The organism is Thioclava pacifica DSM 10166 (assembly GCF_000714535.1).
Classification (GTDB): domain Bacteria; phylum Pseudomonadota; class Alphaproteobacteria; order Rhodobacterales; family Rhodobacteraceae; genus Thioclava; species Thioclava pacifica.
The window spans coordinates 675,310-692,215 of record NZ_AUND01000001.1 but is presented as its reverse complement, the minus strand read 5'-3'; the positions used below and the strand labels follow the sequence as shown (position 1 = coordinate 692,215).

Genomic DNA, 16,906 nt, shown 5'->3' with positions numbered 1-16,906 from the left:
AGAGCAAATCCCATAACGCAACTGCCGCATGCCTCAGGCCAAAACCTGCACGCGCTCGGGCAGACCGGGGCCGAAGACATCCGAAAGCTGCGCCACTTCGACCCAGAACGCACCGGTAATGCCATCTGCCGTTTTCTGCGCAGTCGAATAGTTCCACTCGACACTGGTCAGAATGACCTCGCGCCGGATCGCATCCCCCTCGAGAACCCGCAGCAAGTAACGCTCGGACATTTCGCCCAACGGCACATCCATCGCGTCCCAGTCATCGCCACCGATCCGAGTGCGCCGGACCCAGTTGATCCGCCATCCACTTACCTCGGGCGAAACCCGCAGGTGGCACGGGGATAACGGCCGAAGACCGTTACCGGCGAATGCCTGAACAGTATGCACGTATGAAGGGTCGTCATAAGGCCTCGCGGCAGACCCGATCCGGTAATGCCGCGCCAGATTGCGTGCCGCCGGGGACAGCTCAATTTGCTGCGTCCGTCCGTCGAGAAGCACCACGACCGAGGCTTCAGGCCAGACTGCCGGCATCACCGCATCGGTGCCAAGCTGCCCGCGCAACCGCATACTCAGATCCCATACGCCCGGCTCGACCGGCTCCGCATGCTGGAACTGCAAGATTTCCCAGTTCCCCGAGGACCCGTCCCCGATTGCGAGCGCATTGAGACCAGAAAGAACGCCCTCTTCTGCGGCGCTTTCAAACTCGCCCGAGATCAGTTCAACCCGCAGCGGCTCGCCCCGATCCCAAAGGCCAGTTCGCGCAGCTCTGAGCGGCGACAATGTCGTGCCAATTACCCCTTGCACCTCAAATTTCGAGTTGAGCTCATAACCCGCATCCTGAAGAGCCGAGTAGACCGCGACCGCGCCTGGCCAAGGGTTCGCTGCGACCGCCAGATGCGGTGCATAGGGATCTTCGGCCCCTGTCATCAACGGCAAGTCCAGAAAAACCGGTGTCACTGGCACCGGTGGCGCATAAGGCGCAACATGCGCACTCTCGTCGTCTTCGTCAGCCGGCTCATAGATCCCCGGCTCGACCCGCACGGCCTCGACTTGAATCGTCTCGGCACGCTCGACACGATCGATCCTGTAACGATCGGCACTCGCCTCAGTCTTCAGCGTGACGACATCGCCCGGACCAAGCCAGCCCAACGAAGGCGGTAGCGTGAAACGCGCCCGATCCTGCGCCACGCGTGCCTCTGAGAGCCAACGATCCACGACACGCATCCCCTCTGAACGCGTCAGCGCCAGTGGCAGCTCGCTCGCAGCCGTCGGCCCATTTTCCTCGTCAGGAAAGATAGTCTCGACCGCACGAATCTCGAAATTTCCGTCCGCCTCGACATAAGAGAGCCGCACCCGCCCGGCGATCTCCGCCTCCGGCGCCCGCTGGGTCTCCAAGCTCATACCCTGATCGTCAAGAGCGAGCTGCGGCGGTTCAAGCACGGCATCGGCCGAGGCGTCACGCATCCGGAACACCAAAATCCCGTCGCGCTCGAGCGCATCGAACCCATAAGTGATGCTGAGTGATTGGAGCGCCCCACGCGGCGTAATCCCGCCTTGCATCGCAAAGCCGCGAACCACCCCGTAGAGACCGCTTACGTCAAAATCGCGCACGCCTGCCATCTCGCAGATCTCGGTTACGACATTCGCCAGCGGTTGAGCGCTTGAGCGCCCCGAGAGCCAATGCCCCCGCGCGTAATTCCCCGCGTCGCTCCAGACATCCTCAAGCCCCGGAAACTGCGGATAGGGCCGGGCGTCCCAGGCCCAGACATGCGCGCGCGACATGTCGATCATCGGACCGCCATAGAGATCCGATATCGGGTTTACCAAAGGATCAGCCCAGTAGCTCGCCATCGCGCGCAGATATTGCATCTGAATCGTGTCATCACGCCGACCATCGGAGTAGCGTGGCAAAGCACTTTCCGAGCTTTTTGGATCGAGAAACTTGTTCGGCTCGTTTGTGCCCTTGTCGATCGCGGCGCAGCCCATCTCCGTAAACCAGATCGGTTTCGAGCGAGGCACCCATGCCGTGGGCTCCTCAAGCCGCACACCATTGATCCGCTCATGGTGATCGTGCTCCCACCATCCGCGAATATCCTTGTACCGCCAGAGCCAGGGCTCATCATGCGCGCCGTCGGTGATTGGCGTACGGATCTGCGCGTCGCGATGCTGCGAGGAGGCATAATACCAATCATACCCCTCCCCACCTTCGATATTCGAACGCAGGTAGTCGAGACTGTAGATCGCCCCCCAATGCGCGTCAGCATGATGCTCGCCATCGCGCCAATCCGATAGCGGCATGTAATTATCGATCCCGATGAAGTCGATCGCCTCATCCGCCCAAAGCGGATCAAGATGGAAGAAGCAATCGCCATCGCCCGGCTGATAACCAAAATATTCGCTCCAGTCCGCCGCATAGCCGACCTTGCAATTCGGCCCAAGGATCTGTCGGACCTCTCCAGCAAGAACTTTCAGAGCCTCCACGGCCGGGAAGCTGTTACTCTCCCCCCGGATTTGCGTCAGCGCGCGCATCTCCGAGCCGATGCAAAACGCCTCGACTCCGCCAGCGAGTTTGCACAGATGCGCGTAATGCAGGATAAACCGTCGAAACGACCATTCAGCTGGGCCGGAATAAACGACGGTGCTGCCGGAGGGTGCAAAATCGCTCTCCTCCGCCGCTCCAAAGAACGCCGCGACCTCGTCGGCGGCAATAGCCGTCCCGTCCGGCGATCCTGCCTGCCCGGGTGCCAGAGATGTCGTAATCCGGCCGCGCCAAGGCAGTGCCGGTTGCTCTTCCCCACCGCCCCAGGGATCAGGCAATCCGCTGCCGTCAAGTTGATCCATCAGGATAAAGGGATAGAAGGTCACCGACTTGCCCGCGTCATGCAGCGCCTCGATCGCCTCGATCACCGCCGCATCTGCGGGCGTCCCCCCGTAGATCGAGCGACCGTCAAGCTTTGGCACCGCCTCGACAGATGAACGCCCCGCACCAGAGACTTGCCAACTCATCTCGCGCCCATCGACCGTCTTAGACGCAACCTTCGGCTGCACCGCGCAATTCCCGCAGCGCAGATCACTCCCGAACCAGGACACCACCAGCGAGACCGCCCCGCAATTGGGTAGTTCTTCATCGAGCATCTCGAGGCTCACCGCAAAATCGGTCTGCCCACTTGGCGCATGCTGGTTTACCGGATCGACCTCGGCCGTAATGCCCCAGCCATTCAGAAAGAACAGCGACGAGTTCGAAGGGTAGCTTACTGGGTTCGAACGAATGCGCTGCTCGCTCACCGGGCGGGTCGCAAGCGAATACTCTCCCGTCCCGGGGATCAGCGCCACAGCCTCAATCGCACGGCTCAGATCCGGCTCGCTCGGCAGGTTTTCCCCCTGCGCTGCGCGCACAACCTCAAACGTGAATTGAGGCACTCGATTGCCGAAGGGGCTGAGGTCGAGATTTTCGAAGACCACATAGGCGACCCCACGATAGCTCGGCGCTTGTTCCAGCCCCTCGACCGCAGCGATCTTCGGGTCCGGTTGCTGGGTTTCGCTTCCGGTATAGACACGCATGTTAAGATCTCGCGTATCGAGCTCGACCCCGTCGGCCCAGACCCGTCCGACCCTCAGGATTTCGCCTTCCCCCAGCGCAACCGCAAGGCTGACAGAATAGCTGTAACTCGCAATAGAGGGCTCACCCTTGCCACCACCCGATTTCTTCTTCGTTTCGAAAAAACGCGTGGCCCAGATGACCTGACCGGCCATGCGCATACGACCCCAACTGCGCCCGAGGCCCTCACCTTCAGATGCCGTCGTCAGCCGCAACCTGTCGACGCGTCCCGTCTCCACCGTGCCTGAACCACCGCCCAGCAATTGCTGGTCGATCGCACGACCCAGCGTCGCCCCGATGGCCCGCCCGATCACCGCACCGGAAAGCCCCAGAACAGTCCCGCCAAAAGCCCCACCGATCGCGGCCCCTGCCGCCGAGAGCAAAATCGTCGCCATTCATCTGGCTCCTTCATGGAATTGAAATCGCGCCACGATCCGACGCTGCCATGGCGCGCTCAGCGGGCTTTCGACGACCCCATGGCCGCGATAGGCATGCACAAAACTCGGTGCGCGGCCGACCGACGACGCGATCCCGAGATGCTTGGCCACCGAGCCCGCGCGCATTCGAAACAGGAGTACCTCTCCGGGCTGCGGAGCACCGTTCACTTCCCGCATCTGCGCTCGCAATCCACGCCAAAGCTGTTCGTCACGGCCCGGCTCGGCCCAGTCGGGCGTGTAAACCGGCACCGCATCTGGCTCGCATCCGTAGAGGACGCGCCAAATCCCGCGCAACAGTCCCAGACAGTCTGAACCCACACGTGGGCACGAACCCTGATGAAGGTAGGGCGTGCCAATCCAGCCCCGCGCGATCTCGACCACGCGAGGACCCAACGCATGCCCATCGCTCACTCGAAAAGGCTCCCGCCATCATTCGCACCGCTCTGAACCGGATAAGACACCAACCAGTCCTCGCCCGGGACATGTGGAAAGCCTCGGAAATTGAGGAAATTGTCGAATTTAGAACGACAAGTCGCGGCTCGCTTATCGCATCCAGCCTCAAGCCGAACCCTATCGCCCGTGATGATCTCCGCTCCGATCCGCTGCCACAGTTCGATCTCCCGCGCGCCGCCGCGAACCATGCGATCTGCCTTGATGACCCCAGAAAGCCCTGCCGCCGTTCCGGTCAACACACGAAACCGGCCTTTCTCGAACCAGCGCGGCTCGAAACCGGCCAAAGTATCGAAGCGAAAAAGCACCGAGTCTTCGGCAATATCCACGCTGCCTTCATGAAAATACCCGGGCTCGTTCAGATCGAAGCGGCATTTGCCGTCCCCAAGCACCGCCGCGCATCGCGGATGGTAGATCCGCCCACGCTCCAGCCCCAACGGCTCGCTAAGCCCGCGCAGTTCAGCCGTGAACGCCCCCGCAGACCTGGTGATCTCGCCCAGATGGCCACGAAACAGAAGCGCGCGCTGTAACACGTCGGCCCAGTTCACCAGCCAGACCCGGACCTCCGCCCCGTCATAGCGACCGGCGAGGATTTCCGCCTCCGAAATCGCATCAGAACTCAATGCGCCATAGACTTCGCTATTGTCGACCGCGAGCCCGGTTCCCTGAGCCACCGCCTTCGCCGTCATCCCGCTGTCAGGCTCGAAGGCGATCCCATCGAAACTCAGCCCGCCATCGTGATCGGTGAAACCTAGTGTGAGCCCATCGCGGCGGGTCACCGCCCATGCCCGCGCGACTGTCGTCGCACCCGTGTCGAAATGGGCGCGAAATTCCTCCGAATAGCTCATCAGATCCGCACCTCCACGACCGGCACCTGCGGCATATCCCCCGCCTGGAAACTCTGCACAGAGACCTGAATCGCATCGGTATCGAAGCGCACAGGCACATCGAATTCAAACCCGGCAGTGATCGGCGCGCCGGCGGCGGGGGCCGAGAAGAACCCGATCGTTCCGGTCGCGAGATTGACCTCCCAATCCACCGCCTCGGCCTGATAGCCGCCCTGAACGCCGAGTTTCACCGTCCCCGCGACAGGCTTGGCGATGGGGCGGCGATATTCGACACCGCCCGAAACATAGGCTTTCGAAAGCTGGAACTGCGTCGTCACTCCGTCGCCATGCCCGATCAACTGATCCTCGTAATCGACGATCTTAGACGGCGCGCAACTCTTGTAATCCGCCCAGTCCTTCCAACGAAACGCGTGCAGCTGACCACTTCGCGCCTCGAAAAACGCCAGCAACCGCTCCACATCGTCGAGAGAGCGCAACCCCACCCCCGCGTCATAGCGTCTGCGCGAATGGGACCACGGGCTGTTGCGCTCCTCGAACCCATTGGTCAGCGTTACGATCTCCGTGCGCCTTTCTGGCCCGCCCACCGAACCGAAGCTCAGGTTGGCGGGAAATCTCACCTCGTGAAAAGCCATCTCTCCCTCCTCAGCGATTGCGATCGCCGCGTGCCAGCGCGCGGTTGATCTGTGCCGCAACCTGACTGGAGCTGCGCTGGAAACTCGCAACATCCGGAGTCGAGACATTCATCACGACATTGACCGCTCGCCCGCCACCCTGCGCGACGACCCCGAGCCGTCCATCGGCACCGCGGGTCAGCGGCATGATCGCCTCCGGCCCAGCCTCTCCCATCAACCCGGTCGCCCCGCGCATCGGAAAACTCGTCGGGCTACTGACGACACCGCCCTTCGCGAAAGGCATCACGCGACCTTGCGAGAACGCCGCCCCATCAGCAAAGGGAAACATGCCGCTCACCAGACCGTTAAGCCCCGAAGCCAGCGCCCCGCCAAGCGCCTGCTGCACCGGCTTCATCGCCACGTTGTAAACGCTGTCGGCCATGCTCTGAGCAACTTGGCGCAAGGCGTCCGACAGCCGCATCCCGTCGAACACCACCCCGTCGAAAGCCCGCCGCAATCCCGATCCAAACGAAGTACTCAGGCTCGTCACCTCGCGACCTGTGAAAACAAGGCTCTCTCGCATCGCCGCCAGTTCCTGATTGAAGACCTCCGCAACAGCCACCGCGCCACCGAGTGATCGTTCCAACTCGATCGCCTGCTGGCTCAACCCGTCGATTCCGTCCGAGTCCGTCATCTTTCACTCCTTTGATTGCCCATCGAGCCATCGGGAAAACGCGCGATCAGCTCCTCGAGCCGTCCGCGTCCCATCGGCGGAGCGCCCGTCGCGCCCTCGCCCAGCATCAACGCAAGCTCCGCCGGGGTCAGCGCCCAGAACTCCGCCGGACGCAGCCCAAGACGATGCAGCCCCGCCCGCATCAGCCCCGGCCAGTCGAGCGCCTCACTCACGCCGCGCCCTCGCCCGGAACCGAAAACGCCCGCGCCAGCAATTCCGCGGCCTTGCGAGCGGCACCCATTGGCCCGCCGCCGATCTCGACCGTTCCGAGATCCCCGACCCGGCCTTGCCATCCCCCGCCGCGCAAACCAGCGACAATCACCGCCAGCACGTCGCGGCTCGCAAAGCGCCCCGCCTCGAACCGCTCCACCAGCGCAATCATGCCGCCAGTCTCGCCAATCTCCGCCTCAAGCTCCGCCAGCGCAGCCAGCGTCAGCTTCGCCACATGCCGCTGCCCGTCGAGCGTGATCTCGACCTCACCTGCCCAGGGGTTCGCCATCACTCACCTCAGATCGCCGTGAAGCTCAGCGCGCCGGCCGAGGCCATCGCGATCTCGTAGCTTGCCTCGCCGTCATGGGCGCCCGCATAGTCGATCGAGGTGATCATGAAGGGGCCCTGCACGATACCGAAATCTGGAATGATCACCTGGAACTCCGGTACCTCTCCATCGAAGAAGATCTGTCGTGCACGTTCGTCCGTGCCCGCGTCCTTGAAGACCCCCGAGCCCGAGATCTGTGCCGAACGCACCCCTGCACCGCCCAGCAGTTCGCGCCAGCGGCCTTCGCTTTCGAGCGAGGTCACATCGACCGTCTCGGCATTGAAGGTGATGCGAGTGGCACGCAGCCCCGCTATGGTCTCGAAAGTCTGGTCCCCGTTCAGGTCCAGTTTGATCAGAAGATCCTTGCCGTTCTGCGCCGCCATGGCCTTTTCTCCGATTTTGGATAGTTTGTTTCCGACTGAGCAACAATCGCCCGGCCGAAATGTTGAAAAAGTGAAAGTCTTGTCAGGCCTCGACCCGCGCCCGGAAGGTCAGATCGAGCCTGCGCGAGGTGCCCTTGTCGACGCGCCGCGCCTTGGCCTTGAGAAACCACAGCCCCACGACATGGCCCCGCGACAGCGCCAGCGGTGCGCTCAGGAGCGCGTCCGAAATCGCCTCGCCAACCTGTTTCGCCGCCTGAAACCCGGCCAGATCGCTGACCACCGAGACGATGAAATCATGCACCGCGCCGTCGCCCGTCATGTCCGAGGCATCGCGCGCATCTTCCGGCCCGAGGCTCACATAAGTCCCGCTGACCGTGCCCGCGGGGGCCGCGTCATAGACGGCGCCTCCCAACAGCGCGGTAAGCGCCGCATCGCCCTGCAGCCTTGTATAGACCGCCGCCTGAAGCGCGGCTCCGATCGCGTAGCTCATGCCACCACCTCCTCACGCGCGAAACAGGTCAGGTAATGCGCCCCCGCATCGGCCTCTGCGACCGCGAGGATGCGAAACACCCGCGTGCCCTCGCGAAAACGCTGCTCGGGGCGCGGCCTGCGCGGCGAACCCTCGAGCGCGGCGCGCACCGTGATCTTCCAGGGCACCGAGGCGAGCGTGACGAACTCGCCCGCGCGCTCCACCCCGGTGCCCGGTTTCATCTGCGCCCAGAGCACGCCTAGCTCGGACCAGACCTCGATGAAGCCGCCCGCGCCGTCCGGCACCCGATCGGGCGCCTCCAGCACCAGCTGTCGATTGAGGACCGGAACCTTCATCCCCGGCCTCCCAGCATCCGCACGGTGCGCCAGCGCTCGATCAGCGCGGCCACGCCGAAGGGCATCGCATCGCCCTCGCCCGCACCCTCATGGCGCAGCTCGTAATATTGCGCGGCGAGCAGAAAGGCCGCCTGCGCCAGATCGACCGGCAGATCGGACCAGCTCGGTCCGAACCCGGCTCGGAACCGGATCTCCACCGTGCCGCCCGCCGGGATCGAGGGCAGCACGCCGCTCAGCGCCTCGATACGCGGGCGCTGCAGATCCGCGATCAGCCGATAGCTCTCGCTCGGGACCGTCGTGAAAACGCCCGCCGCATCGACGAGCCGGATCTCGGAGATCGCGCTCACCGGCGAGACCGGCAAGGGCTGCTCCACCGCGCCGCGCCAGGCCGCCAGGCCCAGCATGAAATCGCGCGCCAGAAGCACTTTCGCCGTGCGCCCTTCGATCGCCGCGAGGGCCGCGCGCAGGTAAGCCTCCAGCGCCGCATCCTCTGCTCCCACATCCGCAAACCCGGTGCCCAGCCTCAGATGCGCACGAAACTCCGCGACCGGCAGCGTGCCCGAGGCCACCGTCGTCTCTTCTTTCAACATCATGGATCGTCTCCGAAAAACGCGAGACGACACCCCGGCTCCTCGGGATGCCGTCTGTCATGTCGGGCGCGAGCCCCGCCGCCGCTCGAACGGAGGGAGCAGCTAGGCGACGGCCGTCAGCCCCGCGCCCGCCTCGGAACCGGTCGCCCGGCCCAAGGACCGGAAGGCGCCCGCCCCCCGATCCGGGTCACGCGCCTCAGGCGATCGCGAATTTCAGCAGCTTGATCGCGGCAAAATCGCTGACATCACCGCCCACGCGCTTCGAGGCGTAGAACAGCACATGCGGCTTGGCCGAGAAGGGGTCGCGCAGCACGCGCAGATCCGGACGCTCGGCAACCGTGTAGCCCGCGTCGAAATCGCCGTAAGCGATCGCGAAGCTGTCGGAGGCGATATCGGGCATGTCCTCGGCGATCAGCACCGGGTAGCCCATCAGGCGCGGCGGCTCGCCCGCGGCCAGACCGTCGGTCCACAGGAACCGGCCATCCGCATCCTTCATCTTGCGCACGGCGCCGGCGGTCTTCGAGTTCATCACGAAGCTCGCATTGGCGCGATATTCCGCGTCGAGCGCATAGACCAGATCGACCACGGCATCGGCCGGGTTCGCGCCCGAGAAATCGCCATCCGCACCGGTCGCGACATAACCGAGCGAGCCCCAGTCCCAGGCATCATTGGCCAGTTTCGGATGGGTCAGGAAGCCGGTCGGCTTGTCGATACCGTCACCCGAGATGAAGGCCGCGGCCTCGGCGCGGGCAAATTTCTCCGCGATGCGCTGCGCGAGCCAGCCCTCGACATCGAACGCGCTGTCGTCGAGCAGGCGCTGCGAGGCTTTCGGCATCGCCGAGAGCTCGTGCAGCGGGATCGAGATCCGGTCGATCATCGGCGTCGCGGTCTCGGTCAGCGTCGCGGTCTCGGTCGCCCAACCGGTACCGACATCGGTGCGGTCGACCAGCACGTCATAGGAGGTCGCCTCGACATTCACCACATTGGCGATCTGGCGGATCGAAGCGGTCGCCTTGAGCACCGAACGGATCGTGTCCGAGGTCTGCGGATCGACGAGATAGCCACCCTCGGCCGCAACGGCCGTATTCAGCGCCTTGCCCTCGAGCGAGAGGCCACGCAGCGCGTCGTCATCGCCCGAACGCAGATAGGAGGCAAAGGCCTTGAGATGCGGCGCTTCTTCCGAAGCGGCGGCGGAAAGGGCGGGACGCCCGGCGGTCATGGTCTTGGTCTGCAGCATGGTCAAACGCTCATCTTGTTGTTGCATCTTCACTTCAACTTTGTCGCGGAAGTTTTTGACTTCCTTCACGAACCCGGCCAGCGCGGTCTTCACGTCAGCTGCCGGATCCGGGCCTTCGGACATACCCGCCCCGGCCCGAGCCTTGGTCTCGGTCTTCATCGTCGCTCCATCTCCAATGGGGTCAGAGGCCGGGCCGCGTCAGCGGTCAGCCAGTTCCGCCGCGGCACCGTTCAGCGCCTCGGCCAGATCACGCAGGCTGCTCTCCAGGCTCTCGCCCTTTGCCGCCACCCGCGCTTCGCGAAGCATCGGAAAGGTCACCAGAGACACTTCCCAAAGCTCCAGTTCCGCAAGCAGCCGCTGGCCTTTTGCGTCCTTCTCGGCGGCGATCGTGCGATAGCCGATCGACAGCCCGTCAATCGCCCCCGCCGCGATCAGCGCCGCCGCTTCCTTCGCGCGCGCCACATCGGGCAGCAGCCTGCCCTTGACGTAGAGCCCGCGCGTATCCTCGTAGATCTCGTCCCAGATCCCGATCGGCTGGGCCGGGTCGTGCTGCCAGAGCATCTTGACGTTGCCGCCCCGCGCCCTGAGCCGCTCCAGCCCTTTCGCATAGGCGCCCTTGCACACGATATCGCCGCCCTGATCGGGCAGACCGAAGAGGCTCGCATAGCCTTCGATGATCGTCCCATCGGTGACACGAACCGGCTGCGCCTCGGCAGAGCAGAACTTCAACTCCAAACCGTAATCATCTGTCTTCATGTCATTTTCCTTATCTCGGCCCGATCTCAATCAGGCTGATCACCGCCTGCGTCAGGATCACCGCCACCACGCCGTAAACCGCCATCCAGAGCCGCCGCTCGAGCCGTTCGATCATCCCCTCGATCTTGCCGAGCCGCTGTTCGACCTGGGTGAATTGCAGCTCCATGATCTTCTCGGTCGCCTGCATCCGCTCCTCGTGAACGGCGAAAGGCTCCTTGAGATAGCGCGAACCCGCTGTCGCCATCTCAATCCTCCGCCAGCGGCGGCAGCCCCAGCAGCGCGCGCTTCTCCGCATCGCTCAGAAAGCTCGCCTCGCCGACGCGCTTCCATTGCTGATCGCGCTCCATCGCCAGCGCCGGGATCTGGTCGAGATCGGGCTTCAGGTTCACGCGCTCCCCCGCCCAGACCGACAGCCACCACGCGATATCGGCCGCCACTTTCGTGGCCAACGGCAGCACCGTCAGCCGGTAGAAAGCCCGATGCGCCTCGGCATAGTTCGCGTAGGTCGCATCGCCCGGGATCCCGAGCAGCATCGGCGGCACGCCGAAGGCCACCGCGATTTCGCGGGCGGCGGCGATCTTGGTTTCGTGGAACTCCATATCCGAGGGGCTGAACCCCATCGGCTTCCAGTCGAGCCCGCCTTCGAGCAGCATCGGCCGCCCCGCATTGCGCGCGCCCTGATGATGCGTCTCCATCTCGAAGACGAGCCGGTCATATTGATCGGGCGACAGCGTGCCCTGCCCGTCCGTGCCCTTGTAGACGATCGCGCCCGAGGGCCGCGCGGCATTGTCCAGAAGCGCCTTCGACCAGGCGCTCGCGCTGTTATGCACATCGAGCGCCACCGCCGCCGCCTGCAACGGGCTCAGCCCGTAATGGTCGTCCTGCGGGTGGAAGCTTTTCAGGTGACAGATCGGATCGGGGCTGCCCGTCATGTCGAAGCGATGCTTGCGCCCGGCCACCGTGTAGTCATAGGCCACCGGCCAGCCATCCGCGCCCGGCACGATGCTCATCCGGTCCGAACGCAGCACATGCAGCTCGCGCGGCAGGCCCGGCTCCATCGCCACCGCCTCGAGATAGCCATTGCCCGACAGCAGCATCTGCCCGAACAGCGCCTCGAAGAACTCGCCCTTCCCCTGCGCCGCGTTGGGCCGCGCGATCAGATCCAGCATCGGGTGAATGTCGTAACGCCGCTCCGCATCCTGGCACACCAGCGGCAGCGCGGCGGCGGCTTCCGCGATCAGCTTCACGCAGCGAAACCCGATCGGGTTGCCGGTAAAGCCCTGCCGCGTCAGGCTCGCCGTGTCGCGCGGCGACCAGACGACGCGCCCCGATCCGCTCGCCATCGCGACGATCCGTCCCGTCGCCGAGGCCTTCACCTCCGGCGGGCGCGCGCCTTCAGATTTGCGAAAGATGTTCCAACCCATTCCCGTCTCCTTCTCGCGGCCCCAGATCGAGACCGGCTGGCAAAGAAAAAGGGCCGGAGGTTCGACCTCGGCCCTTGCTCTTGAATTCATCTGTCCCGCGCCGAAGGGCCGCTAAAGCCCCCGCATCTGCGGCCGTCGCCAATGCGCGGCAGGTTCCAGGATCAGTTCGGTGATCGCCCAGACCAGCGCGTCCACGCGATCGGGCGAGCCCCTGCCCTGATAGCCCTGCAACCCCATCCGGCACATCTGATCTTCCAGGAGCCCCAGATCGGCGGATTTGAGATGCGCCACCCGGCCCTGTTCGTAAAGCGCGGCCACGGGTTCGGCCCGCGCGGATTTGCCCCGGCTCGCGCGCAGCGCCTTGAAGGGGATCAGCGGGTCGATCTGGCGCAGCATCGTCTCGATCAGATCACCGCCCTGATTGACCTCAGCCACCAGTTTTTCCGCGCCCCAGCGTTCCATCGCGGCGATCCCGGCCCGCGCCCAGTCGATCGGCTTGCCGCGCGTGCTGGCATCTTCCAACACCACCGCGCGCCAGTCCTGCACCGGGCCCTGGGTCTTCGCGCCGACGACCACGATCCCGCATTCGTCCGACGCTGCCTTGCCACTCACCGACGGATCGAGTGCCACGACGATCCGGTCCAGATCGCCCGCATCTGCCACCCGCGCCGCCTCCAGCATCCGCGTCGTCCAGAGCGCGCCTTCGACATCCTCCAAGAGCACCCCGTCCAGCTCCTGCCGCCCCAGCCGCGTGCCCGCATAGCGCGCCCGGACCTCTTCGAGGAAACTCTCGGCCAGATAGGCCCGGTTCGCCTCGGTCGGGGCATGGGTCACCACGGTCGAGGGGTTGTTCAGGATCATCTTCAGCACGCCCACATTGCGCGGCGTCGTGGTGATCACCTGCTGCGGATGATCGCCCAGCCGCAGCGCGAATTGCAGCATGTCCCAGACCTCCTCGGCCTTCTTCCATTTCGCCAGTTCATCGACCCAGGCGGCATCGAATTGCGGACCGCGAAGCGCCTCGGGCTCATGGGCCGAAAACGCCTGCGCCGTCGCGCCGTTGGGCCAGACGAGCCGTTTGCGCCCCGCCTCCCAATCCGGGCGGCGGTCGGGCGGAGAGCAGGCCAGGATCCCGCTCTCCCCCATCACCATCACGTCGCGGACCTGATCGAAGGTCTCTCCGAGCAGGGCCACGCGCCTTGCCCGGCCGGGGTCGAGCGGTCTGGCGCCTTCCACCATGGAACGCACCCACTCGGCCCCGGCCCGCGTCTTGCCGGCCCCGCGGCCGCCCATGATGACCCAGCTTTTCCAGGCACCTGCGGGCGGCAGCTGATGCGGCAAGGCCCAGAATTCGAAAATCCAGGGCAAGGCCAGCAACGCGTTTTCCTCGAGCCCGTCGAGGAAGGCGTCAACATCCTCCTGCGTTGCGGAGGCGAGCCAGGCGGCGCCCGATTTCAGCTCGGGCGGCGTCGAAATCGAGCGCGACATCGCGCCCGGCGGCAACGCCCGCCAGCTGTCTGCGGAGTTTCTCGACACGAGAGCGCTCCTCCATCACCAAATGAAAAGCGGTGCGGAGGTCCTTGACCGCCTGCACCGCCGCTTTCGCCTCCGAGATCTCGCCGCGCCGCACCCCCTGCAACGCCTGCGCGAGCTCTTCGGCCACATCCCGATAGAGCGCCTCGGTCTGATCCAGCAGATCCACCGGAGCGCCCGCCCCACCCAATTCGTCTTTTTGCATCTATACGAACCCACCCGTTCCAAGTTGGCCCGTTCGAAAGACATGAAAAAACGCCGTCGGGTTGCCCCGCGGCGTTTGCCCACTTCTCCTAGCATGCCTTATCTCTACTTTAGAGCGTTCGCTAAGTCAAGCGCTAAATTCAGGGTTGTGACGCCCGCCAAAGAAAAACCCCGGCGCGAACCGGGGTTTTCCGTTCAATATCAATTCCCTGAGGCGTTTTCCTGACGCTGCTTTTCGATCTCGCGCCACTTCGCCACGTTCCGGTTATGCTCTTCGATCGTCGTCGCGAAAGCATGCCCGCCCGACCCGTCAGCCACGAAGAACAGATAGGGCGTCGAATCGGGATGCAGCGCGGCCTCGATGGCAGCCTTACCGGGATTCGCGATCGGGGTCGGTGGCAGCCCGTCGATGACATAGGTGTTGTAGGGCGTGGCCTTGCGCAGCTCGGACTGGCGCAGCCCGCGGCCCAGCACCCCCTTGCCCTCGGTCACCCCGTAGATCACCGTCGGGTCGGTTTGCAGCTTCATCCCCTTCTCGAGACGGTTGATGAAGACGCTCGCGACCTGCGCGCGCTCGCTCGGCACGCCCGTTTCCTTCTCCACGATCGACGCCATGATCAGCGCCTGCTCGGGGCTGTCATAGGGCAGACCTTCGGCCCGCCCTGCCCATGCGTCGGCCAGGATCTTCGATTGACGGTCCTTCATCAGGTCAACCAGCGCCTGCCGGTCGGCCCCGCGCTTGACCTCGTAGCTGTCAGGCGCGAGCGTCCCTTCGGCAGGAACGCCGTCGATCGTACCGGCAAGGAAGCTCGCCTCTTTGAGCCCCTGCACGATCTGCCAGCTCGTCACGCCATCGACCACCGTCACGCGGGCGCGCACATCGGGCGCCTCGGCTTTCGCCTCGAACCCCTCGGGCGGCGTCTCGGTCTCGGGGTTATATTCCGCGACCTTCTCGTAATCGCCGGTTTTCGGGTCCAGCTCGCGCAGCAGCACATCATTGCCGCCCACCCCGATGCGGAACACCAGCTCGGTGCCACAGGTCGAGGGACCACCTGCCGTGATCTGATCCACGATCTGCTGCATCGAGCTGTTGGGCTCGATCAGGTAGGAGCCGAATTTCAGCTTGCCCGCCTTCTCTTCATATTGCGCACCGGTACGGAAAATGTAGGCCGAGCTGACCGCGCCATGATCCACGAGGTCACCCGAGACCCCCTGGATGCTCGCCCCGGGCGCCACGCGCAGGCACATTGCCTGCGCCAGCGGGCCGGGCTCGGTATATTGGCGCTTTGCCCAGGCCACCAGCCCGCCAAGCGCCACCAGGATCACGATCAGCAGCGTCAGGAAATTCGAGACGATGTTACGCCACATCAGTCCTGCACCTTACCGAGCACGAGGCTCGCATTGGTGCCGCCAAAGCCGAAGCTGTTCGACAGCGCCACATCGATCTTGCGCTTGACCGCAGCCTTCGGCGCAAGGTCGATCACCGCCTCTTCCGGAGGAGTGTCGAGATTGAGCGTCGGCGGCGCGATCTGGTCACGGATCGCGAGCACGCAGAAGATCGCCTCAACCGCGCCGGCAGCCCCCAGAAGGTGGCCGACCGAGGATTTGGTCGAGCTCATCGTTGTCGTCTTGGCCGCATCGCCCAGCAGACGCTGCACCGCACCCAGCTCGATCACGTCGGCCATGGTCGAGGTACCATGCGCATTGATGTAGTCGATCTTGTCGGGCGTCATACCCGCCCGAGCCAGCGCCGCCTTCATCGCGCGGAAGCCGCCATCGCCATCCTCGGAGGGCGCCGTGATGTGATAGGCATCGCCCGACAGGCCATAGCCCAGCACCTCGGCATAGATCTTCGCGCCGCGCGCCTTGGCGTGCTCGTATTCCTCCAGCACGACACAGCCCGCGCCCTCGCCCATCACGAACCCGTCGCGGTCGGCATCCCACGGACGGCTCGCGCTCTCGGGCTCGTTGCCACGCTTGGTGGAGAGCGCCTTGCAGGCGTTGAAGCCAGCGATCCCGATCTCCGAGATCGGGCTTTCCGCGCCACCTGCGACCATCACATCGGCATCGCCGAGCATGATCAGACGCGCCGCGTCGCCAATGGCATGGGCCCCGGTCGAGCACGCCGTGACAACCGCATGGTTGGGTCCCTTGAAGCCGAAGCGGATCGACACTTGCCCGGAGACGAGGTTAATGAGCGCGCCCGGAATGAAGAACGGGCTCACACGGCGTGCACCCTTTTCCTTAATGATGACGGCGGTCTCGGCGATCGAGGTCAGCCCCCCGATACCCGAGCCGATCATAACGCCGGTGCGCAACCGGCTTTCCTCATCCTCGGGCGTCCAGCCCGCATCCTTCACCGCCTGCTCGGCAGCAGCCATGCCATAGAGGATGAAATCATCAACCTTGCGGCGCTCTTTCGGCTCCATCCAGTCATCGGGATTGAAGGTACCATCCGAGCCGTCGCCGAAGGGAATCTCGCAGGCATATTTCGTCGTCACGCCCGACGCGTCGAAGCGCGAGATCGCCCCCGCCCCCGATTGTCCCGCGATCAGCCGCGACCAGGTCTCCTCGACCCCGCAAGCCAGCGGCGTAACCATCCCAAGACCCGTGACAACAACCCGGCGCATGCCCGACCTCTTTCGCTGCTATTTCTCAGGAAGACCTGATACACGCGGCAGCGCATCGGCGCAATCACAACGCTTTACGCATTGGCAGCCGCGTGCCGGTGGGGGG

General features: G+C 64.5%; 19 protein-coding genes. All 19 read right to left on the bottom strand.

Annotated features, from left to right (window positions below):
- Positions 1 to 33: 33 nt before the first annotated feature.
- Positions 34 to 3,996: a baseplate multidomain protein megatron gene (locus TP2_RS03120; protein WP_038073093.1), complete on the bottom strand. Its 3,963-nt coding sequence runs from the start codon at positions 3,994 to 3,996 to the stop codon at positions 34 to 36.
- Entirely contained in the window at positions 3,997 to 4,449 is a 453-nt protein-coding gene (locus tag TP2_RS03115; RefSeq protein WP_240473694.1) for a C40 family peptidase, read from the bottom strand. It lies immediately after the preceding gene.
- Positions 4,446 to 5,336 carry a DUF2163 domain-containing protein gene (locus tag TP2_RS03110; RefSeq protein ID WP_038073091.1) on the bottom strand — a complete coding sequence of 297 codons (891 nt, stop codon included), beginning with the start codon at positions 5,334 to 5,336 and terminating at the stop codon, positions 4,446 to 4,448. The genes TP2_RS03115 and TP2_RS03110 overlap by 4 nt, the downstream gene beginning before the upstream one ends.
- Complete coding sequence (locus TP2_RS03105; protein WP_038073089.1) at positions 5,336 to 5,968, bottom strand: DUF2460 domain-containing protein; 633 nt, start codon at positions 5,966 to 5,968, stop codon at positions 5,336 to 5,338. The genes TP2_RS03110 and TP2_RS03105 overlap by 1 nt, the downstream gene beginning before the upstream one ends.
- A gap of 10 nt (positions 5,969 to 5,978) precedes the next feature.
- Positions 5,979 to 6,641, bottom strand: coding sequence for a phage tail tape measure protein (locus TP2_RS03100; protein ID WP_038073087.1), 663 nt, complete (start codon positions 6,639 to 6,641; stop codon positions 5,979 to 5,981).
- A complete protein-coding gene (locus tag TP2_RS03095) occupies positions 6,638 to 6,853 on the bottom strand; it encodes a rcc01693 family protein (protein WP_084713856.1) in 216 nt (71 codons plus the stop codon). Before TP2_RS03095 ends, TP2_RS03100 begins: the two co-directional genes overlap by 4 nt.
- Complete coding sequence (locus tag TP2_RS03090; RefSeq protein WP_038073085.1) at positions 6,850 to 7,179, bottom strand: gene transfer agent family protein; 330 nt, start codon at positions 7,177 to 7,179, stop codon at positions 6,850 to 6,852. Before TP2_RS03090 ends, TP2_RS03095 begins: the two co-directional genes overlap by 4 nt.
- An 8-nt stretch (positions 7,180 to 7,187) precedes the next feature.
- Positions 7,188 to 7,601, bottom strand: coding sequence for a phage major tail protein, TP901-1 family (locus TP2_RS03085; RefSeq protein WP_038073083.1), 414 nt, complete (start codon positions 7,599 to 7,601; stop codon positions 7,188 to 7,190).
- Positions 7,602 to 7,683: 82 nt separating this feature from the next.
- Positions 7,684 to 8,091, bottom strand: a complete 408-nt coding sequence (locus TP2_RS03080; protein WP_038073081.1) for a DUF3168 domain-containing protein — start codon at positions 8,089 to 8,091, stop codon at positions 7,684 to 7,686.
- Complete coding sequence (locus tag TP2_RS03075) at positions 8,088 to 8,426, bottom strand: head-tail adaptor protein (RefSeq protein ID WP_038073079.1); 339 nt, start codon at positions 8,424 to 8,426, stop codon at positions 8,088 to 8,090. Before TP2_RS03075 ends, TP2_RS03080 begins: the two co-directional genes overlap by 4 nt.
- Positions 8,423 to 9,019 carry a head-tail connector protein gene (locus TP2_RS03070; protein ID WP_038073077.1) on the bottom strand — a complete coding sequence of 199 codons (597 nt, stop codon included), beginning with the start codon at positions 9,017 to 9,019 and terminating at the stop codon, positions 8,423 to 8,425. The genes TP2_RS03075 and TP2_RS03070 overlap by 4 nt, the downstream gene beginning before the upstream one ends.
- 193 nt (positions 9,020 to 9,212) lie before the next feature.
- A complete protein-coding gene (locus TP2_RS03065; protein WP_157617020.1) occupies positions 9,213 to 10,412 on the bottom strand; it encodes a phage major capsid protein in 1,200 nt (399 codons plus the stop codon).
- 39 nt (positions 10,413 to 10,451) lie between these two features.
- On the bottom strand, positions 10,452 to 11,009 hold the full coding sequence (locus TP2_RS03060) for an HK97 family phage prohead protease (RefSeq protein WP_038073075.1): 558 nt from the start codon (positions 11,007 to 11,009) through the stop codon (positions 10,452 to 10,454).
- A 10-nt stretch (positions 11,010 to 11,019) separates the two neighbouring features.
- Complete coding sequence (locus tag TP2_RS03055) at positions 11,020 to 11,253, bottom strand: GTA head formation protein, RCAP_rcc01685 family (RefSeq protein ID WP_038073073.1); 234 nt, start codon at positions 11,251 to 11,253, stop codon at positions 11,020 to 11,022.
- Position 11,254: 1 nt separating this feature from the next.
- Complete coding sequence (locus tag TP2_RS03050) at positions 11,255 to 12,433, bottom strand: phage portal protein (protein WP_038073072.1); 1,179 nt, start codon at positions 12,431 to 12,433, stop codon at positions 11,255 to 11,257.
- Between the two features lie 111 nt (positions 12,434 to 12,544).
- Complete coding sequence (locus TP2_RS03045) at positions 12,545 to 13,921, bottom strand: DNA-packaging protein (protein WP_084713854.1); 1,377 nt, start codon at positions 13,919 to 13,921, stop codon at positions 12,545 to 12,547.
- The gene (locus tag TP2_RS03040) at positions 13,842 to 14,171 is read right to left on the bottom strand and encodes a hypothetical protein (RefSeq protein WP_038073071.1); all 330 of its coding nucleotides are present in this window, start codon (positions 14,169 to 14,171) and stop codon (positions 13,842 to 13,844) included. Before TP2_RS03040 ends, TP2_RS03045 begins: the two co-directional genes overlap by 80 nt.
- A gap of 200 nt (positions 14,172 to 14,371) precedes the next feature.
- The gene (mltG, locus tag TP2_RS03035; protein WP_038073070.1) at positions 14,372 to 15,538 is read right to left on the bottom strand and encodes an endolytic transglycosylase MltG; all 1,167 of its coding nucleotides are present in this window, start codon (positions 15,536 to 15,538) and stop codon (positions 14,372 to 14,374) included.
- Complete coding sequence (fabF, locus tag TP2_RS03030; protein WP_038073069.1) at positions 15,538 to 16,800, bottom strand: beta-ketoacyl-ACP synthase II; 1,263 nt, start codon at positions 16,798 to 16,800, stop codon at positions 15,538 to 15,540. Before fabF ends, mltG begins: the two co-directional genes overlap by 1 nt.
- Between the last annotated feature and the right edge of the window lie 106 nt (positions 16,801 to 16,906).

What these genes read in the sequence shown, in the direction of transcription:
- TP2_RS03120 (WP_038073093.1), bottom strand. Translation starts at nt 3,996, where the DNA reads ATGGCGACGATTTTGCTCTCGGCGGCAGGGGCCGCGATCGGTGGGGCT.
- TP2_RS03110 (WP_038073091.1), bottom strand. Translation starts at nt 5,336, where the DNA reads ATGAGCTATTCGGAGGAATTTCGCGCCCATTTCGACACGGGTGCGACG.
- TP2_RS03105 (WP_038073089.1), bottom strand. Translation starts at nt 5,968, where the DNA reads ATGGCTTTTCACGAGGTGAGATTTCCCGCCAACCTGAGCTTCGGTTCG.
- TP2_RS03100 (WP_038073087.1), bottom strand. Translation starts at nt 6,641, where the DNA reads ATGACGGACTCGGACGGAATCGACGGGTTGAGCCAGCAGGCGATCGAG.
- TP2_RS03090 (WP_038073085.1), bottom strand. Translation starts at nt 7,179, where the DNA reads ATGGCGAACCCCTGGGCAGGTGAGGTCGAGATCACGCTCGACGGGCAG.
- TP2_RS03085 (WP_038073083.1), bottom strand. Translation starts at nt 7,601, where the DNA reads ATGGCGGCGCAGAACGGCAAGGATCTTCTGATCAAACTGGACCTGAAC.
- TP2_RS03080 (WP_038073081.1), bottom strand. Translation starts at nt 8,091, where the DNA reads ATGAGCTACGCGATCGGAGCCGCGCTTCAGGCGGCGGTCTATACAAGG.
- TP2_RS03075 (WP_038073079.1), bottom strand. Translation starts at nt 8,426, where the DNA reads ATGAAGGTTCCGGTCCTCAATCGACAGCTGGTGCTGGAGGCGCCCGAT.
- TP2_RS03070 (WP_038073077.1), bottom strand. Translation starts at nt 9,019, where the DNA reads ATGATGTTGAAAGAAGAGACGACGGTGGCCTCGGGCACGCTGCCGGTC.
- TP2_RS03065 (WP_157617020.1), bottom strand. Translation starts at nt 10,412, where the DNA reads ATGAAGACCGAGACCAAGGCTCGGGCCGGGGCGGGTATGTCCGAAGGC.
- TP2_RS03060 (WP_038073075.1), bottom strand. Translation starts at nt 11,009, where the DNA reads ATGAAGACAGATGATTACGGTTTGGAGTTGAAGTTCTGCTCTGCCGAG.
- TP2_RS03055 (WP_038073073.1), bottom strand. Translation starts at nt 11,253, where the DNA reads ATGGCGACAGCGGGTTCGCGCTATCTCAAGGAGCCTTTCGCCGTTCAC.
- TP2_RS03050 (WP_038073072.1), bottom strand. Translation starts at nt 12,433, where the DNA reads ATGGGTTGGAACATCTTTCGCAAATCTGAAGGCGCGCGCCCGCCGGAG.
- TP2_RS03045 (WP_084713854.1), bottom strand. Translation starts at nt 13,921, where the DNA reads ATGTCGCGCTCGATTTCGACGCCGCCCGAGCTGAAATCGGGCGCCGCC.
- TP2_RS03040 (WP_038073071.1), bottom strand. Translation starts at nt 14,171, where the DNA reads ATGCAAAAAGACGAATTGGGTGGGGCGGGCGCTCCGGTGGATCTGCTG.
- mltG (WP_038073070.1), bottom strand. Translation starts at nt 15,538, where the DNA reads ATGTGGCGTAACATCGTCTCGAATTTCCTGACGCTGCTGATCGTGATC.
- fabF (WP_038073069.1), bottom strand. Translation starts at nt 16,800, where the DNA reads ATGCGCCGGGTTGTTGTCACGGGTCTTGGGATGGTTACGCCGCTGGCT.